12 protein-coding genes are annotated in these 18,798 nt (G+C 57.0%); 6 read left to right on the forward strand and 6 right to left on the reverse strand.

Annotated elements, in window-relative coordinates; all coding sequences use genetic code 11:
- The first annotated feature begins 248 nt into the window (after positions 1-248).
- The 3 genes from recN to ACQY4Z_RS19360 all read left to right on the forward strand — a co-directional run bounded on the left by recN (position 249) and on the right by ACQY4Z_RS19360 (position 6,500).
- The gene (recN, locus tag ACQY4Z_RS19350) at positions 249-1,910 is read left to right on the forward strand and encodes a DNA repair protein RecN (protein WP_428523997.1); all 1,662 of its coding nucleotides are present in this window, start codon (positions 249-251) and stop codon (positions 1,908-1,910) included.
- Between the two features lie 14 nt (positions 1,911-1,924).
- Positions 1,925-4,096, forward strand: coding sequence for an NAD-dependent DNA ligase LigA (gene ligA, locus ACQY4Z_RS19355; RefSeq protein WP_428523999.1), 2,172 nt, complete (start codon positions 1,925-1,927; stop codon positions 4,094-4,096).
- Positions 4,097-4,439: 343 nt separating this feature from the next.
- On the forward strand, positions 4,440-6,500 hold the full coding sequence (locus ACQY4Z_RS19360; protein ID WP_428524001.1) for a methyl-accepting chemotaxis protein: 2,061 nt from the start codon (positions 4,440-4,442) through the stop codon (positions 6,498-6,500).
- An 81-nt stretch (positions 6,501-6,581) separates the two neighbouring features.
- Here the strand turns inward: ACQY4Z_RS19360 and ACQY4Z_RS19365 are convergent, their stop codons facing one another.
- The gene (locus ACQY4Z_RS19365) at positions 6,582-8,396 is read right to left on the reverse strand and encodes an aminopeptidase P family protein (RefSeq protein WP_428524003.1); all 1,815 of its coding nucleotides are present in this window, start codon (positions 8,394-8,396) and stop codon (positions 6,582-6,584) included.
- Positions 8,397-8,647: 251 nt separating this feature from the next.
- On the opposite strand from ACQY4Z_RS19365, the gene ACQY4Z_RS19370 reads away from it, so the two are divergent.
- Positions 8,648-8,851 (forward strand): hypothetical protein, encoded by a 204-nt coding sequence (locus ACQY4Z_RS19370; RefSeq protein ID WP_409692921.1) that lies wholly within the window; start codon positions 8,648-8,650, stop codon positions 8,849-8,851.
- A 265-nt stretch (positions 8,852-9,116) separates the two neighbouring features.
- On the opposite strand, the gene ACQY4Z_RS19375 is transcribed toward ACQY4Z_RS19370, so the two are convergent.
- Positions 9,117-10,007: a 50S ribosomal protein L11 methyltransferase gene (locus tag ACQY4Z_RS19375; protein ID WP_428524005.1), complete on the reverse strand. Its 891-nt coding sequence runs from the start codon at positions 10,005-10,007 to the stop codon at positions 9,117-9,119.
- A 184-nt stretch (positions 10,008-10,191) separates the two neighbouring features.
- On the opposite strand from ACQY4Z_RS19375, the gene ACQY4Z_RS19380 reads away from it, so the two are divergent.
- Positions 10,192-10,770: a tetratricopeptide repeat protein gene (locus tag ACQY4Z_RS19380; RefSeq protein ID WP_428524007.1), complete on the forward strand. Its 579-nt coding sequence runs from the start codon at positions 10,192-10,194 to the stop codon at positions 10,768-10,770.
- Between the two features lie 51 nt (positions 10,771-10,821).
- Here ACQY4Z_RS19380 and ACQY4Z_RS19385 read toward each other — a convergent pair whose 3' ends face one another.
- Positions 10,822-13,407, reverse strand: a complete 2,586-nt coding sequence (locus ACQY4Z_RS19385; RefSeq protein ID WP_428524009.1) for an autotransporter outer membrane beta-barrel domain-containing protein — start codon at positions 13,405-13,407, stop codon at positions 10,822-10,824.
- A gap of 143 nt (positions 13,408-13,550) precedes the next feature.
- On the reverse strand, positions 13,551-15,989 hold the full coding sequence (locus ACQY4Z_RS19390) for an ATP-dependent helicase (RefSeq protein ID WP_428524011.1): 2,439 nt from the start codon (positions 15,987-15,989) through the stop codon (positions 13,551-13,553).
- Between the two features lie 329 nt (positions 15,990-16,318).
- Between ACQY4Z_RS19390 and ACQY4Z_RS19395 the strand changes: the two genes are divergently transcribed.
- Positions 16,319-17,149 (forward strand): hypothetical protein, encoded by an 831-nt coding sequence (locus ACQY4Z_RS19395; protein WP_428524013.1) that lies wholly within the window; start codon positions 16,319-16,321, stop codon positions 17,147-17,149.
- Between the two features lie 151 nt (positions 17,150-17,300).
- Here ACQY4Z_RS19395 and ACQY4Z_RS19400 read toward each other — a convergent pair whose 3' ends face one another.
- Positions 17,301-18,098: a siderophore-interacting protein gene (locus ACQY4Z_RS19400; RefSeq protein WP_428524015.1), complete on the reverse strand. Its 798-nt coding sequence runs from the start codon at positions 18,096-18,098 to the stop codon at positions 17,301-17,303.
- Positions 18,099-18,255: 157 nt separating this feature from the next.
- A complete protein-coding gene (locus ACQY4Z_RS19405; protein ID WP_428524017.1) occupies positions 18,256-18,747 on the reverse strand; it encodes a YHS domain-containing (seleno)protein in 492 nt (163 codons plus the stop codon).
- Between the last annotated feature and the right edge of the window lie 51 nt (positions 18,748-18,798).

The following is an 18,798-nucleotide window of genomic DNA, read 5'->3' on the forward strand; positions in this document are numbered from 1 at the left end:
GGTTTGACGCAGCAGTTCGACGCCGTTTTTGCGTGCCTTAGGGATAAGATGAATAGGCCCGGCAACGTCGTTGCAAACCTTTGGAAACCGGACGGTTTCCGGCAGCTTTGCGCCTTGTATCCGAACAAATTCATTCCTACCATTTCGTCCAATTTAATGGGGCCTGACCCTAAACTAGACCGACTCGAAATGGCACCTACCTTACAGGGTGTGCCTGTCCGAGCCGATATCTAAGGAGCGTCCTGTTCATGCTGGTCACGCTGTCTATCCGTGACATTGTTCTGATTGACCGTCTGGATCTTGATTTCGCCGCCGGAATGTCTGTGCTGACAGGTGAGACCGGCGCCGGAAAATCCATTTTGCTGGACTCCCTGTCTCTGGCGCTCGGCGCAAGGGGCGATGCCGATCTTGTCCGTCACGGCGAAGGGCAAGGACAGGTGACTGCCGTGTTCGATGTCGAGATGGCGCATCCAGTTCGCGCTTTTCTGAAAGACAACAGCATCGACGATGACGGGGATGTCATTTTCCGCCGGGTTCAGGCCGCAGACGGGCGCACGCGCGCTTTCATCAATGATCAGCCGGTCAGTGCAGGACTTTTGCGGCAGGCAGGTGCTCTGCTGGTGGAGATCCATGGTCAGCATGATGACCGGGCCTTGGTCGATCCGGAGAGCCACCGGGCCTTGATCGACGTGTTTGGCGGATTGACCTCAGACGTGGACGCTGTGACGAAAGCTTATCAAGCGTATCGCACAGCCAGAAAGGCAGTGTCGGATCATGAAGCGCGCATCGAAGCAGCCCGCAACGAGGCGGACTATCTGAGATCCTCCGTTGAAGAACTCAGCCAACTGAAGCCGGAAGCTGGTGAAGAAGACCAGCTGGCGGCCCGGCGGACGGACATGATGGCGGTCGAGAAGATTGCAGGGGACCTGAGCGAAGCATACGAAACCCTGAACGGGTCAGCTTCCCCGATCCCGGAACTTGCCAGTCTCTTGCGGCGGTTGGAGCGGAAGGCCGATCAGGTGCCGAACCTGCTTGGGCAACCGGTTCAATATCTGGCAGGCGCATTGGACCAGCTCGAAGAGTGCCGCTCCGGGTTGGAAGGAGCGCTTCGGGAGACTGAGTACGATCCCCGCGAACTTGAGGCTGTCGAGGAGCGATTGTTTGCGCTTCGGGCAGCGTCGCGGAAGTACTCTCTGCCCGTTGACGACCTTGCGGCCCTGGCCGAGCGCATGGCTGCTGATCTTTCGGATCTGGATGCCGGTGAAGACAAGCTGGCTGCTTTGGTCGATGCGGCTCAAAAGGCGCGTGCTGACTACGATCAAAAGGCTGCGAAACTTTCTGACAAGCGCCGCAAAGCCGCTGCGCGCCTTGAAAAGGCTGTTGAGACGGAATTACCGGACCTGAAGTTGGAACGTGCGAAATTCATCGTTGAGACCGCCAGCGATCCGGAGCAGCGAGGCCGGTCCGGCATCGATCAGCTGGAGTTCCACGTTCAGACCAACCCGGGCACCAAACCGGGCCCGATGATGAAAGTGGCCTCCGGCGGCGAACTTTCCCGGTTTTTGCTGGCTCTGAAAGTGTGTCTCGCCGACAAGGGATCGGCACCGACACTGGTTTTTGATGAAATCGACACAGGTGTCGGCGGTGCGGTCGCCGAAGCGATCGGTCTGCGCCTGGCTCGTCTTGCGAGCAATGTACAGGTCCTGACCGTAACCCATGCGCCTCAGGTCGCTGCAAGGGCTGAGGGACACTTCCTGATCGCCAAGGAAGCTATGAAGCCGGATCGGGTGGCAACTCGGGTGAAACGGATTGATGACGACCATCGCAGCGAGGAAATCGCTCGGATGCTGGCGGGCAGTGTGATCACCGAAGAAGCCCGCGCAGCAGCGCGCAAACTGTTGACCGTTTAAGCCGGATATTGCTCATGAGCGACCAAGAAACCTCCAGCACCGCGGCAGCTGATAACGCGGTTCTGGACCTGACACCAGAAACAGCCAAGGCCGAACTTGAGCGGTTGGCATCGGAGATCGCCGAGCACGACCGGCGCTATCACCAGGAAGATGCGCCGACGATATCGGATGCGGACTATGATGCGCTGCGCCGGCGGAACTCGGAAATCGAAGCCCAGTTCCCGGACCTGGTTCTTGCGGACGGACCGTCGGCACAGGTCGGCGCGGCGCCAGCCTCCGGGTTCGGAAAGATCACGCACCGGGTGCCGATGCTGTCGCTGGACAATGCGTTCAGCGATGACGATGTCCGTGATTTTGTTGGCCGGGTGCGCCGGTTCCTGAAGTTCGATCCGCTGATGGGAGCGTTGGCTGTCACTGCCGAGCCGAAGATCGACGGCCTGTCCCTCTCCTTGCGCTATGAGGGCGGCAATCTTGTCTATGCCGCAACACGCGGCGATGGCACGACCGGTGAAAACGTCACGGCCAACGCCAAGACCATCAAGGACATTCCGCAGACGCTTTCGGGAGATGTACCGGATGTGGTGGAGGTGCGCGGTGAGGTCTACATGGCCCACAAGGACTTTGAGGCGCTGAACGCGCGCATGGTGGCCAATGGCGGCAAGGTGTTTGCCAATCCGAGGAATGCGGCTGCCGGATCCTTGCGCCAGCTAAAGTCTGAAATAACTGCGTCCCGGCCGTTACGGTTCTTTGCCTATGCCTGGGGGGAAATGAGCGCGCTGCCAAAGGACACGCAAGACGGCATGGTGGCGCAACTGGCGGAGTGGGGATTTCAGATCAACCCGCTGATGAAGCGCTGCGTAACCGTTGAAGAGCTGCTCGCTGTCTATCATGGCATTGAGGAAAACCGGGCGCAGCTTGACTATGACATTGACGGGGTTGTCTATAAGGTTGACCGGCTGGATCTGCAGGAACGGCTCGGTTTTGTCTCCCGCTCGCCGCGATGGGCGATTGCGCACAAGTTTCCGGCCGAGCAGGCCTGGACTGTGCTCAATGACATTGAAATTCAGGTGGGCCGAACAGGTGCGCTAACGCCGGTTGCCAAGCTGGAGCCGATCACGGTTGGCGGTGTTGTCGTTTCCAATGCGACGCTGCACAACGAAGACTACATTAAGGGCATCGGCCAGGATGGAGAACCGATCCGCGGCGGCAAGGACCTGCGTAAGGGCGATACAGTCAAGATCCAGCGGGCCGGCGACGTTATTCCACAAATCGTCGATGTGGACCTCGACAAGCGTGCCGACAATGCAGAACCGTATGAATTTCCGACCCGCTGCCCGCGCTGCAACAGCCACGCGGTGCGCGAGGAGAATGAAAAGACCGGCCGCAAGGATGCGGTGCGCCGATGCACAGGCGGGCTGATCTGCCCGGCGCAGGCAACGGAAAAACTTAAGCACTTCGTCTCCCGCAACGCCTTCGACATTGAAGGGTTCGGTGACAAGCAGGTCGATGCGTTCTATCAGGATGACCTGGTGAAGACCGCGGCTGACATCTTCACACTTGCTGAACGCGACAAACAATCCTTGACCAAGTTGCGCAACCGCGAGGGCTGGGGCGCCGTTTCCGCAAAGAACCTGTTCGAGGCGATTGACGCACGTCGGGAGATTGATCTTCACCGGTTCATTTTCGCGCTCGGCATCCGGCATGTCGGCGAGGGCAATGCGAAACTGTTGGCACGGGCCTACGGGTCCTGGGCGGCCTTTTACAAAGCGATGGCGGAGGCCAGCGATCATGGAAGTGAGGCTTGGGCCGAGCTCAATGACATTGATGGCATAGGGCATATTGTTGCCGATGCGTTGGTGGAATTCTTTGCTGAAAGCCACAATCGCGAGCAACTGGATGCACTGCTGGAAGAGGTGACGCCGAAGGATGCGGAGAAGATCGATGCTTCCGGCTCGCCGGTTGCCGGCAAGACGGTGGTCTTTACCGGCTCCCTTGAGCGCATGACCCGTGACGAGGCCAAGGCCATGGCCGAGCGGTTCGGGGCGAAGGTGTCGGGGTCGGTGTCCAAGAAAACCGATTTGGTCGTTGCCGGTCCGGGGGCCGGATCCAAGCTCAAGAAGGCATCTGAGCTCGAGATCGACGTGATTTCCGAGGACGACTGGTTCGAGTTGGTCAACGCGACTTGATTGAGCAAGTGCGCAGCTTCTTTGCTGCGCGACCCAGATTGTTTCACAAATGATTGTGCTCCGGCACTTGCTGCAATGTGTGGTTTTCTTCTGCCGAATCGGTCACAGGCGAAGCGCGAGCTGACTGCCTGAGGTAAACAAATACTAAAAATAAATGTAGGCGATCATGATCCGCATAATTGACAATTGAGGTAAATTTAATTTCACCACCTCAAATTGTTTCTATTGATTTATCCGTTTCCGAGTGTCGGAAAATGTCAACTTCCGACGTTACGTTAAGGTATGAGTAAGCCCGATTGTCAACACTTCCTGACAGAGTTATCCGACCTGTCCGGGGGGACGAATGCAGCGTATAAAAATACAGATCATGGTGTTGGCTCTTGTGCCGATGCTGGCCGTGGTTGGGTTTGCCGGCTTTTCTGTTTATGAAACGAATGTTCAGTTGTCGCACCACGAATACATGCGGCCACTGACCCGCATTGCCGAGGATGCCGGTAATGTTGTTCACGAGCTTCAGAAAGAGCGCGGCATGAGTGTCGGCATGATCCGCTCCGACTATGCGGCTGCCAATGTCGCAAACTTGCAGAAACAGCGCCCTCTGACGGATGCGATCATCAAGGCTTTCGATGACCATCTTGCCGCCATTGAGCTCAGTGATGCTTACACGCTTGAAGAGTTGCGCAAGGTCGGGAAGGCCGTGCACGAGATTGAAGGCTTTAGATCGCGCATTGACGCCAAATCGATGCCAGCGCCCGAGGTTGTGGCGTCTTACACCAAAGAAATCCATGCGCTAATTCACCTGATCGGGATCGCGATCGAGGCGAGCCCGTCACCCGAAATCACATCAGAGTTGTTCCCATATATTGCCCTGGTTGAGGCTAAGGAAGCTGGTGGTCTGGAACGCGCCCTCGGCGCAGGCATGCTGAACGAATTTGCGAGGACCGGCGAAGTCAATTTCGGCGTCTACAAGCGGTTTCTTTCCAAATATGGCGCCGAGCAGGCGTTTTTGGGTGAGTTTCAGGCGATTGCCTTGCCGGACCAAAAAGCCTTGTTCGAAAACACGGTTAAAGGCCCCGCTGTTGATACCGTTGTAAAGTGGCGCCCGATCCTGCAGGACCTGCCGGTCTCACTGGAAGATGGTGGTGTGACGGGAAGTGAGTGGTTTGCAACGGCCACGGAACGTCTGAACCTGATCAAGGCGGTTTCCGACGAGCTGATACACCGGGCAGAAGCCGCAGCCGATGCGGACACGGCAGCGCTTTCGGCTCAACTGCTCTATGTTTCCCTATTTGCAGTGATTGTGGTGCTCGGCAGTGGCGGTCTTGCCGCCTACGAAGTGCTGTCAATTTCCAAGATCCTGCGCCGCCAGCGCGACACAATCACCAGCCTTGCAGATGGCGAGATTGAAATCTACGTTCCTTACACCGGACGCCCGGACGAGATTGGCGATATTGCCCGGTCCTCGGAGATCTTCCGGAAAAACCTGATCCATCAGCGTGAGTTGGAAGAGGAAGCGGAAAAGGGCCGTATTCAGCGACGCAAACGGAACGCCCATCTGGAAGCTGCGATCAAACAGTTTGAAGATGAAGTTTCCGCGGTTCAGCAGCAGCTGAAGAACGAAACACATGAAGTCAGTCAATCTGCTGGCCATATGGTTCAGATTGCAGGTCATGCTTCAGAAAGCGCGAGTGCTGCCAACGCGGCGACCGAAGAAGCGACCACCAACGTCCAAACTGTAGCGTCCGCCGCAGCCGAACTGTCCGCCTCCATCAGTGAGATTACGCGTCAGGCAAATGCGGCCATGGATATCTCTGGAACTGCATCTGATGCTGCGTTGGCTGCTGACCGGGATGTCTCCGTCCTTGCTGAAACAGCGGACAAGATTGGTGAGGTGGTCGAAATCATTCGGGCAATTGCAGAGCAGACCAACCTCTTGGCGCTGAATGCGACGATTGAGGCCGCGCGGGCCGGGGAGGCCGGCAAAGGTTTCGCTGTGGTTGCTGCCGAAGTGAAAGAGTTGTCCACACAAACGGCCAAGGCGACAGACGAGATTGCCAGCCAGATCACCGGCATTCAGGGCTCGACCCAGAAATCTGTCGCGGCCATCCGGTCGATTGTCGAGCAGATTGAGCAAGTGCAGTCGGTGACCAGCACGATTGCGGCGTCCGTGGAAGAACAGAACCTTGCAACAAGCGAGATCACGCAGAGCATTACACTGGCTTCAGATGGTGCGACGGCTGCAGCCTCCAACGTTGCTGGGGTCTCCGGGTCGATCGATCAGACCCGCGAACAATCCCAGGCAATGAGCCAATCTGCCGATCAACTCGGCAAGGTAGCCAGCAGCCTTTCGGGAGCAGTCAGCCACTTCCTGGAGCAGGTGCGCAAGGAAGACGAGGCCGCATAACCCGCTCGCCTTTTTGTAGTTTAAGGAAAAACCGCCCGGACAGTGTCCGGGCGGTTTTTGTTTGTGATGGAAGGATTTTGCTCAGACCTCTTCGGTCGCCTGTTCCAGCCAGATCCGGTCTTTGGCGGCCAGCATTGGCCCGATTTCGGACCGGACCCGCTGATGGTACCGGTTGAGCCACGAACGCTCGTCGCTCGTCAGCATTCCGGTAACAATCAACCGCCGGTCAAACGGGACCAGTGTGATCGTCTCAAACCCGAGCATCGGCCGCTCGCCGCCCGGAATATCCTTCGGTGCGGTGACGATTTCGAGGTTCTCCAGGCGAATGCCGTATTCACCGGCGGGATAGTAGCCTGGCTCGTTGGACAGGATCATGCCCGGCTTCAGCGGCACATGGCCGGTCTTGGCGATGCGCTGCGGACCTTCGTGGACACCGAGGTACGTGCCGACGCCATGGCCGGTGCCGTGATCGAAATCGAGGCCGGCTTTCCAAAGATCAATGCGCGCAAGGGTATCCAGCTGGGCACCGGTGGTGCCTTCCGGAAACTTCGCGGTCGAGATGGCGATGTGGCCCTTCAGCACCAGCGTATAGTGCTTTTTCATCTCCTCGCTCACTGTGCCAACGGCGAGCGTCCGGGTAATGTCGGTGGTGCCGTCAATATATTGAGCGCCGGAATCAATCAGGAATGGCTTGTCTTGCGGGATCTTCAGATTGCTGGTGCGGCTGACCCGGTAGTGGCAGATCGCCCCGTTCGGTCCGGCCCCGGAAATCGTGTCGAAAGAGATGTCCTTCAGTTCACCCGTTGCCGCGCGGAACTCTTCCAGTTTTTCGGCGGCCCCGATCTCATCCAGCTCACCCTTGGCGACTTCTTCATCGAACCAGCAGAGGAAGGCGATGTAGGCAGCCGCATCGCGGACATGCGCTTTCCGGGCGCCGTTCAGCTCGATCTCGTTTTTGACCGCTTTCGGTAGGAGAACAGGATCAGAGGCCTCAACAAGCGTGCCACCTGCATCCGTAATGGCTTCTGCAATACCGATGCCGGCAAGAGACGGGTCGATGATGACCTTCTTCCCGTCCGTGCCGAGTGTTTTCAAGCCGCCTTGAAAATCGGCCGGCTCGGAAATCTCGGTCAAATCGGCGAGGGCATCGCGCACGGAGTTGGAGAGCTTCCGGCCATCGATGTAAAGCGAGGGTTTGCCCTCTGCCGGAACGGTTGCAAATGACAGGGGCAGCGGTGTGTGCGTGACATCCGAACCGCGGATGTTGAACAGCCAGGCAATGGAATCCGGCTGTGTCAGGACACAGGCATCGGCCTTCTTGTCCTGAATGGCTTTCTGGATCTCGGCGATCTTGTCTTCCGACCCACGGCCTGCAAGTTCTGTCGGATAAAGCATAACCTGACCGACCGGCGGCTCCGGGCGATCCACCCAAACCGCATCAACCGGGTTGGCTTCCAAGGTGATCAGTTCAGCCCCAGCCTCTTTACAGATCTCCCGCAACCGGCGGACTTCCCGCACGGTATGCAGCATGGCGTCGATGCCAAGTTTTTGGCCCGGCTTGAGGCGTGCGGCGAGCCACTCCGTCACGGGTTCCGTGATCAGATGCTGGGCTGGAAATACGTCCATGTCGACCTGTTCGCGCACCTGGATGGTGTAGCGGCCATCGACGAAAACGGCAGCTTCTTCGCCCAAAACTGCCGCCATACCGGCGGATCCGGTGAAGCCCGTCAACCACTGCAAACGGCAGTCATGCGGCGGGACATATTCCCCCTGGTGCGCATCGGCACGGGGAATCAAGAAACCATCAAGGCCCAGACGCTTGAGTTCGGCTCTGAGAAGCGCTGCATGCGGCGCCCCGCAGGAAGGATCGCTGAGATCGTCAAAATTCTGAAACATGGCGGCAAAACTAAAAGGGGTCCATGACGCAATCAAGTCGGATAATTATTTCTTGAAAAGATTGAGTACGGGAATTTTCATTTCGAAAATGTGCAATGCACAAATTATTTCGCATATGCGAAATGCGCAGGGCTGGCATGCAGATCGCCCCCTACCTAAACCACCACCGCACGCTCATATTCACTACCAACAAACAGATAAAGACGTTTCTCCCTAGGGAAGCTCTTCAACTTCGAATGGGATTAAAGACTATGACCATCGCAACGACCACATCCACCCGCGCTTCCGGCAGCTTCATGCGCCGTGCTTTTGACCGGATGATCGAAGCCCGCTCCGTACAGGCCCGCCGCTATGTCAACGGCTACCTCCTGTCACTGGACGACGCGACCCTTTCTGCCCACGGTTATGATCGTGAGCAGCTGGAACGCGAAGGTTCTGCGACCAGCGCATTCTAAGTCGCTGAAAAGGCAACTGTGCACGATAGAAGACCCCGCCGGCTCAACCGGCGGGGTCTTTTCGTTTTGAAAACCATACGTGGACTGCCGTTGTGCCGCGCCGGCCTTGAGCCGGTGCCTTGCTTCAAATACAACTTGTCAGCCGGCCCGATCCCGGATCTCCGCCTTGCTGCGTCCGGGAAAGCCCAGTGGGGAAGTTTGTGAGCGGCCGACGCCGATCAGATGACTGTCGGATCCTCGCGTTCTACTTGGGAAATTTCGGGCTTTATGCGTGTTTACGGCCGCGGACCAGCGTGAGCGTGAGCCATCCGTCCTTTTCCCGGCGGCGGTCCAGGACAAATCCCTGACATCCATAAGCAAACAGGATCCGCGGTCCATCCTCGATCCGCAGACCGGACAGGACCAGCGTTGCCGTTGGTGTCATCCGCGCGCAGATGGATTTCGACATCTTCATCAAGGGCCGGGCCAGAATATTGGCGATAACCAGATCGAACGGGCCATAGAGGTTGAAGCGCCGGTCTTCCACGCCATTGGCGGTGAAACCGGTCACGAGATGACGGGCACCGTTGAGCCGCGCGTTTTCCAGAGCAGTCTGCGTTGCAATCGGATCAATGTCGGTCGCCAACACCTGCTGGCGGGCTTTCAAAGCTGCGGCAATTGCCAAAACACCCGTGCCCGTTCCGAGATCCAGAATGCTGTTGTACTCGCGCATGGACAACAGCCGGTCGATTTCCTCCAGGCATCCGGCGGTGGTTCCGTGGTGGCCGGTTCCAAAGGCAAGCGCAGCCTCGATTTCAAGGCCAATCGCGCCTCCCGGCACCTTGTCGCGGTCGTGACTGCCGTGGACGAGAAAGCGCCCGGCGCGGACCGGCTTCAGACCTTCCAGGCTTTTCTCCACCCAGTTGATATCCGGCAGTTCTTCGGCTTCCAGCGGTGCGGCGAATGCATCGGCGCCGACCCGGTCGCGTACCAGTGCGGCTGCTTCGTCCGGTTCCATGCCAAAAAGCAGGATCTCGGCAGACCAGATTTTCCCGTCTTTTGAATCTTCGTAGATCGTGACTGGATTGCCCTCGTCTTCAAAGGCCCGCTCCAGGATTTCGGAGATCCGTTTGGCTTCGAGTTCTTCCGCCGTGATCTTGACCCGGATGGTTTTCATGAAAGGCACGCCTTCGGTTGAGGTGTCTGTTGGCTTGGTGGCTTGGCTCAGCGGTATAGCCGGAGCGAAAAACCCCTGCCAGTCTCTTTTTTGTTTTCACGATAAAACTCGCTGGATCTGGCGAAACAGTCCGCCTGCCATAGGTTTTTACTAAAGCGCCCGACGGTACCAAGGGAGATCCACCATGCAGGCAAGCGCAATTCTTCAGTCCCGGCGCATCTTGCCGACAGCCGCATTGCTGCTTTGTCTTGTCTTTTTTGGCACAGCGAGGCCGGTACAGGCGGGTGATCTGCCTGACCAGCGGCTGTTCGATGCATTGCTTTCCTCGAAGAGCGAGATGGAGGCCCGGATTGTCGAAGCGGAAATCTGGGAAAGCTGGATTGCGGCTGCCCCGTCCGCAGATCTGGAGGCAAAGGTTCGCTCAGCAATGAGCAAACGGCGCGTTGCCGAATATGAAGGGGCACTTATGGAGTTAAACAGTGCCTTGGAAACGGCGCCCGATTATGCCGAGGCGTGGAACCAGCGGGCATTCATCCATTACCTCCAGGGCAAACCCGACCGCTCACTTGAAGATATCGAACGGGTGCTGGAGCTTGAACCCCGGCATTTCGGGGCGCTTTCCGGCAAGGGCAGGATCCTGATGGAGCAGGGCAGGGTCCGGCTCGGCCAGCAGGCCTTGCGGGAGGCGGTCGCCCTGCATCCCTTCATACCCGAACGCTTCCTGCTGATCAGGGAGCAAGAGGAAAAAGGAATTGATCTCTAAAGGTGAGCGCCGGAACCCGGTTGCGGCCAGAGGCCCGCAAAGTGCCTTCTTCTAAAACCGCCAGGAAAAGTGTGCACCCGCGCCGATTTCTTCACCGTGTTCATTGAGTGCACCTGCAACACCCAATCGCCATGCACCCGCGCTGCCGACGGAGCCGACAAAGCCCAATCCGGCTGTTACGGAATGGGCGCCGCGGTTTTGGCCCGTTTGATTGAAGGTCCCGAACAAGTCGGACGTGACAGTGATATCGTGGGCTGAATCTGCCGACGCACTCCAGTCATGATCGTAGCGGGCAAATCCGACCAGCTTCGCTGTCCCGCTGTCCGTTGTCCAAACGTCCGCTGCCCAGTCGAATCCAAGACCGGTCAAAACGGCGTCCGCAGTCGCAGCATGGACGGTGTAGTTGAAGTCACCGCCTCCGGTTTCCCGAGCTTCGCCTTGCCAAATGTGCGCGTAGGAAGCTGCAGCAAACGGTGTCACTTTGAACTGGGGTGTTAGCGGCAGTTCATAGCCTGCTTTTGTTGCGACAAAGGCGGCATGGGAATCAAAATCGGATTCCGCGCGCCCACCGGTGAACAAACCGACATTTGGGTTGTTCCGCTCGCCTTTGTTGGCGCTGTAAGAATAACCTCCGGAGGCCGCCAGCCGCCAGCTGTCGCGGTAGAGTGTTCCATACAATCCGGCAAAGCCGGACTGCGCCGAGAAGGACTGATCGACCGTGTCATGCTCGTCCATTTGTTGATAGCCGTAGCCTGCAAACGCCCCAACGCTTCCCTGATCACTTGCGAGCAGATCAGCACCGCCAATCACGCTTGCAATTGAATAATTGAAACTTCCAAGACCGTCTTTACCGTCCACGTTTCCTTTCAGTCCGGACGCATCCAGCCAGATGGCCCGTCCTTGCGCATCGCGAACCTGATTGGCCTTGTCGAGAACGTCGTGACTGCCGGAAATCCGGTTCATCACCGAAGTAGCAATGTGATCGAGATGTTCCAGGCCGACGGTCAGGTTGGAGGAATAGGGCTCAGCGTGAACTTCGTTGAAGGTGATCAGGTCGCCGTTGGTCAGGGATAAATAGCCGTCACTCACCGTGTTGCCGCCGGCGAGGAATTGGTTGCCGCCACCGCTACCGCCGGACACTTCATTGACCGGTGTTTCATTGTGCGTCGCGGATACGGCCGTCACCAAGGCAACCCATGGTGTCGTAACGGGCGGTGTGGTGGTTTGCGTCGGGACTGTTGATGTGGTCGTCGTCGTTGTGGGCGTGGTCGTGTTGGTCGTCGTGGTGGTTGTCGTCGTTGTTGTGACTGTTGGTGTCGTCGTGGTGGTGGTTGTAACTGTCGCCGTTGGTGTTGTCGTGGTCGTGGTCACCGGCGGCGGGATCACTTGCTTGCCACCGCCGGTCGACTGGATGGTCTTCACCTTGGTTGGCAGGAAGGTTGGTGTTGCCGAGTTGTCAGAGAACTTGACCTCAACCTGTGAAGTCTGTGTCGGCGGTCCTGCGAGACTTGCACTCAGGTGTGCATTCAACGAATTGCCTTCGACCAGGGTAACACTGTCACTGTCAATCGATCCGGCGCGCGCAATGACAAAGGTGGAGTTGATGAAATCACTGATTTCGGTGGCGCCCGACCCTGAATACCCGCTGTCCTTTTCCAGTGTCGCGGTCAGGTTGTCCGCACCGGTCATATCGCCGGAAACGTCCAGCAGGTCGGCGTTTTGACTGGCTGTCGGGTCCAGTTCAGAGACAAGACTTGTCGCGCCTTGCAAAGACAGATCGCCATTGATCGAAAGCGTCCCGATGGAGTTGCCGGGGCTAAGGGTGGAACCCGTTGCTGTGATGAAAAACGCATCACTGGCACCTGACGCCCCGCTAACCGTACCATTGCCGGAAAGTGTTCCGTCCAAACGGAAGACCTTTGTATCGATTGTGGTGTTGTCCAAAATCAGCTCAGACCCGTCTACGACACCTGTTAATTGGGCATTTGAAATCGAGCTGTCTTTCAGCGTGAGCTTTGTTGGGGAATCAAAGTCCTGCCCTGAAATATTGTAGCGGCCAACGGAAAACAGACTTGGATTGAGAACGGAAAAGGACTCGTAGGTGATCGCGTTGTTGGCGGCGCGGCTGGCGACATAAACGTTCTGAAACTGCGTGTCGCCGCTCTGCTCTGTCAGGTCGATCGACCGGTTTGCGCCGATAGAGACATCGATGAGATTGATGTTTGTCGCACCAAGATCATCGGTCGTCGGCCTCGGCCGGAAACGCAAAAATGGGGTGTTTGGTGACGCGCTTCCGGCAATTGACGTGCCAAGAAAAATAAACGCGTTGTAGCTGCCAGCGCGTTTGAGGTCGAAAAAGAAACCTGTGTAGGCGTCGTAAGATCCATCGGCTGGGATTGTACCGGAAGACACCAAAACGTCGGTCCGGCTCTCCAAACAGATCACGCTCGACGGTGAGAAACTGCTCGCGTCCAGCGTGATGCTTCCCGAGCCCCGCACAGCGGAACTGCCAAATTGGTCGCAATTTGCGGTCGCTGAAGCAGGGACCAGAAAGGTGGCCGCAGTTGCGGTAAACACCAGCGTGGCTGCATTGAGACTCTTGCGATTGAACGGCGAGTTGTTGTTCCCGAAACGCATGTTGTGCTCCTGCCGTATCCGCGACGCAGAAACAAATTGCGGATCAGTCTAACTGTCCGGTCACACTAGCGGTTTTATGCTTAACCTTAGGTAAATTTCGCTTTCTTCAGCCAGATATTGATATAAATATCAATATCTTAAAATCAGTGCCGCTCGACGAAGCTGTCGATGACTTTTTTCTGACCGGCCTTTTCAAAATCGATGGTCAGCTTGTTGCCTTCGATCGACTTGATCGCGCCATAGCCGAACTTGATGTGGAACACCCGTTCGCCGACAGAATATTCCGAGGGTGTATCGCTGACGGACTTGGCAACCAGTTCCCCTTCAATGGTGAGCGGACCCTGGCGTTTTTGCCGGGCGGATTGGTAGCCACGTCCGCCGCCGTCCGAAAACCCGTTCGAGGATTGGCGCGCGCGTTGAGCGCGTTGCCAACCGGGCGTCGAATAGCTTCCAGTTTCGAAGGCATCCTGACGGTCGAAGCGCGACGGACCATAGCCGCCACCGCCATACCCGCCGTAGTTTGACGAGGCTTCCCCGATTTCAACGTGTTCAGTCGGCAGTTCATCAAGGAACCTTGATGGAATGCTCGACTGCCATTGGCCGTGAATGCGCCGGTTGGAGGCAAAGTAGAGCTTCGCCCGTTTCTTGGCGCGGGTGATGCCGACATAGGCGAGGCGGCGTTCCTCTTCCAATCCCGCGCGGCCGCTCTCATCCAGCGCCCGCTGATGCGGGAACAGCCCTTCCTCCCAGCCGGGCAGGAAAACCGTGTCAAACTCCAGGCCCTTTGCGGAGTGCAGCGTCATGATCGAGACGGCGTCCTGTGCATCTGCGCTGTCACGGTCCATGACGAGGGAGATGTGTTCCAGGAACCCGGCCATGGATTCAAACTCTTCCATGGAGCGGATGAGTTCTTTCAGGTTGTCCAGACGGCCCGGGGCTTCGGCTGAACGGTCCTGCCGCCACATTTCCGTGTAGCCGCTTTCATCCAGAATGATCTCGGCGAGATCCGTGTGCTTCATGCTGTCGAGCTGGCGCCGCCAGCGCTCGAAATTGTCGAGCACGGTTTTCAGCGAATTGCGGGGCTTGGGTTTCAGCTCTTCGGAATCGATCAGCTGGCTGGCCGCTTGCATCAATGGGATGCGTTCGGCCCGTGCCAGTTCATGCACCAGCTTCAAGGTGGCATCCCCAAGGCCGCGTTTCGGCGTGTTGACGATCCGTTCAAACGCCAGATCGTCCGCCGGCTGCATGACACAGCGGAAATACGCCATGGCATCGCGGATTTCCATGCGCTCATAAAAGCGCGGACCGCCAATGACACGGTAGTTCAGCCCGAGCGTGACAAAACGATCTTCGAACTCGCGCATCTGGAAGGAGGCGCGGACCAGAACGGCCATCTCGTTGAGCGCATGGCCCTTGGTTTGCAGCGCCTCGATTTCGTCGCCGATGGTGCGGGCTTCTTCTTCTGAATCCCAGACGGAGGCAACGGACACAAGGTCATGATCCGGCTCGTGAAAGTCAGTGAAAAGCGTCTTGCCGAGGCGGCCTTCGTTGAAGGAGATGAGATGAGAGGCCGCGGCGAGAATGTGACTGGTCGAGCGGTAATTGCGCTCCAGACGGATCACCTCCGCGCCCTTGAAGTCGTGCTCGAAGCGCAGGATGTTGTCGACCTCCGCCCCGCGCCAGCCATAGATTGACTGATCGTCATCGCCAACACAGCAGACATTCGGATTGCCCTGGGCCAGGAGGCGCAGCCACAAATACTGGGCAATATTGGTGTCCTGATACTCGTCCACCAGCATGTAGCGGAAGCGGCGCTGATAATCGGCAAGCACATCCGGGCGGGTCTTGAACAGCGTGATGACGTGGAGCAAGAGATCGCCAAAATCGGCGGCGTTCAGGATCGACAGGCGCTCCTGGTATTCCTGATAGAGCTTGCGGCCCTTGCCGTTCGCGAAGGCGCGTGCTTCGCCTTCCGGCACCTGGTCCGGTGTCAGGGCCCGGTTCTTCCAGCCGTCGAGCATGTTGGCAAAGGCGCGGGCGGTCCAGCGCTTATCGTCGAGCCCTTCGGCCTGAATGATCTGTTTGATCAGACGGATCTGATCGTCCGTGTCGAGAATGGAAAAGCCGGATTTCAAACCCACCAGTTCGGCATGTTTTCGAAGGATTTTGACGCAGATGGAGTGGAATGTGCCGAGCCAGGCCATGCCCTCCACATTGCCACCGACAAACCCCGCAATGCGCTCCTTCATTTCGCGGGCGGCCTTGTTGGTGAAGGTCACGGCCAGAATTTCATGTGGACGTGCCAGGCCGGACGCCAGAATATGCGCGATCCGGGTGGTCAAAACCCGTGTCTTGCCGGTGCCGGCACCCGCCAGAACCAAGACGGGCCCCTCGGTCGTTTCCACGGCAAGGCGCTGTTCGGGATTGAGACCAGTCAGATAGTCGGGCGCCCGGCGGGCCGCCATGGCCCGCGCTGCAATGCCGCCGCCAGGTGGTGGTGCAACAGGGGGAGCTTCCGCCCGCGTCCCGACGGGTTGAAAAGGATCGTCAAAGGGATCGTCATACCCGTCCGGGTCGGTCATGGTTTATCGGTCCGGTTAAAAGCGCTTTGGAGAACAATATAGCAACAAATGCGGCGCTGGCGAGACGCGGGAGGCGGATTTGGTGGGGATAGTTCTCGTGAACTGTGAACCTTTCACGCCGTCCCGGCGCAGGCCGGGACCCAGTAGCCCAAGGACGCAGTTAGATGGGCAAGTGCAGACCTCAAATCTTGAGGTCTGGGGTTTACTGGGCCCCAGCCTTCACTGGGACGGCAACCAGACTTCAATGGATACTCCTTTCACGTCGCGCCCGGGGTTTCATGGGTCTTTAACTCACGGGTCGTCATAGTGGTCGAAATTGCAACTTATATATGAATTTCCCGCAGCAAGATGGAATTTCAAAACTTGTGAGCCTTGGGGCAAAAATGCTCTCCACTTTCATGAAACACCTTGCGGCTTTTCTGATTATTTGCGTGGCGGTCGTTGGTTATTTCTGGCTGAAGATTTCCGATCACTCGCCACTCAACAGCTGCGAGCCAACGGATGTTGTTCGCATAAAACTAGACGAACGCGAGTATCACATACCGGTGGAGTGGCGGCCGTCGATTTCTCAGCGGTTGAGCGACGGTGCAGATTGTCCGACCCGTTTTAGCTATGAGGATTTGCAAGGTAATGCGCTGGAACGAGGCTGGTGGAATTATTGCCAAGGCAAAGATGAAAAAGCAGTCGAATACAAGAATATAACATTAAATCCAAAAAAAACAACTATTTTGAACAGTGAAAAAGAAAAATACAAATACATTAGAAGATTAAATTATCTGGGAGTGCGTGTTTCAAATGAGCTGCCGCCAAAAATTTCTACTCCTTCATTTCAAATCAAAGAAATCGCATACGATGGTTTGTTTTGGCGATACGCAAATCAGGTAGATAGAGCTGATAAATACTTAAAAATTTACTCAAAAGGTTGGACTCACGAAGGGGCTCACGTGCTGGCCTCGATAAGCATTTTTCCAGATGAAACAGAGCGTTACATCGTAAGAGCAGCCTCTATAGAAGGGCGGAAACTTCGTTTTGAAATATCGTATTCGAACCCTGCGGGCTTTTCAGAGAATGACTCTTCGTTTCAAATCCACCCACAAGAGTGGCCAGCATTATTGAAACAAATGACCAACTTGATGCGGTCGTTTGAAGTTGCCCCCTAATCCCGCCGTCCCGGCGCAGGCCGGGATGCAGTAGCCAAGGACGCAGTTAGTTGGGCAAGTGCAGAACTCAATTCTTGAGGTCTGGGGTTTACTGGGCCCCAGCTTTCGCTGGGGCGGCAGAGATCAGGTCTATCGCGGTTTGGTTGCCTTATCAGGCGGCTTCCGCCCGTTTCATTTTCTGATGCTCGTCTTCGACAAGACCGATTTTCCAATAGCCCGAGATGTAGGTGTCTTTTCGCGGCACCTGCCGGGTATTGTTCAGATGATCGCGGATCGCCCGGATGACCGAACTTTCCCCGGCAATGCAGGTTTGCACGACGCCGTCCGGCCACGCCATCGACGTTATGAAGTCGAGCTGAGACGTGGATGCCACATGCGGATCCTCATGAATCAGCCAATGGACTTCGATGTTGCTTGGGACCGCAATCTCCCGGATATCGTCTTTGGATGGAACTTCGAAGAGCGCGACACCTTTTGCATTCTGTGGCATCTGCTCCAGAATAGCTTCGGCAACCGGCATGGCAGAGAGGTCCGCGGCCACCAGATACCAGTCAGCGTAGAATTCCTTGATCTTCTTCTGGCTTGGCCCGAAAAAGCCGAGGAAGGATCCGGGTTTGGCGGATTGCGCCCAGCGGGTTGCCGGTCCGTTGTCCCCATGGGCAACAAAATCGATGTCGAGCTCCAGACTGTCCGGCCGATAGGCCCGCACGGTATACGTCCTGACTGGGTGGACTTTCTCATCTGGTCCGCCGGGGGCGAAGTAGGCTTCGAAGTCGTCCCGGCTTTCATCTTCCCGCGGCAGCACCAGCTTGCAATTCGCCCCTTCCTGATGAAGCGGAAATCCTTCTAGTTCGGGTCCGGCAAAGGTCACACGGATCATGTGCGGGCTTAAATGCACGGCCGACTTGACGGTCAGAAAACGGGGTTTGCGTTTCGGCAGGGCGGCCATGGGGAACCTTTAAATGCTGACTTCAATACTCAGCATTTAACACTGCCCGACGGGTTTTGAAAGCCGTCATTGTTTCGTGACAGGAAACAGCGTGTCAGGTGTATCAAGAAAAAGCCCGCCGATTTGGCGGGCTCGATCCTGAGAATGGCAGTTGAAGTTACCGGATGATCGGTTCTTTCAGGTCTTCCGGCTTCGTGTCTTTCACGATGTCCCAGTTCAGGTCAGCGTGATTGATATATTCTGCGGTGTTGCCCTCAAACCGCTCTTGCACGGCGATGCTGTTGTTGAGGTAGAGCTTGCCATCAACAATCTTCCAGGCCTCCGGGATGACCGGAACCTTGAAGCCCTTGCTCAGGCCGAAGGCGCAGAAACCGCCGTATTGCGGTGCGTATTTCACCGGGTCGGCGGCGAACTTGTCCCGGTTTTCAGCAGACGAAAACTTCCAGGTCACATCGTCATATTGGAACGTGTAGTCGTCAGACCCGGCGACCGGCTTGCCTTGGGTGAAGTAGGCAACCGGATCGGTGCCGCCGATAGCGGCGCCGTTCTTGGTAAAGGTGGTGATTTCGTCAGCGGACACGGCAAAGCCGGTGACGGAAAAAAGAGCTGTGAGGCCAAGAAGCACGGATTTCGAGGTGTAAAGCGGCATCGAGAACTCCGGAAGGTTTTTGAGTTGAGGCACATGTTCGCGCCCGGTGTC

Origin of the sequence: Roseibium sp., assembly GCF_965276855.1 — a bacterium.
Lineage (GTDB): Bacteria > Pseudomonadota > Alphaproteobacteria > Rhizobiales > Stappiaceae > Roseibium.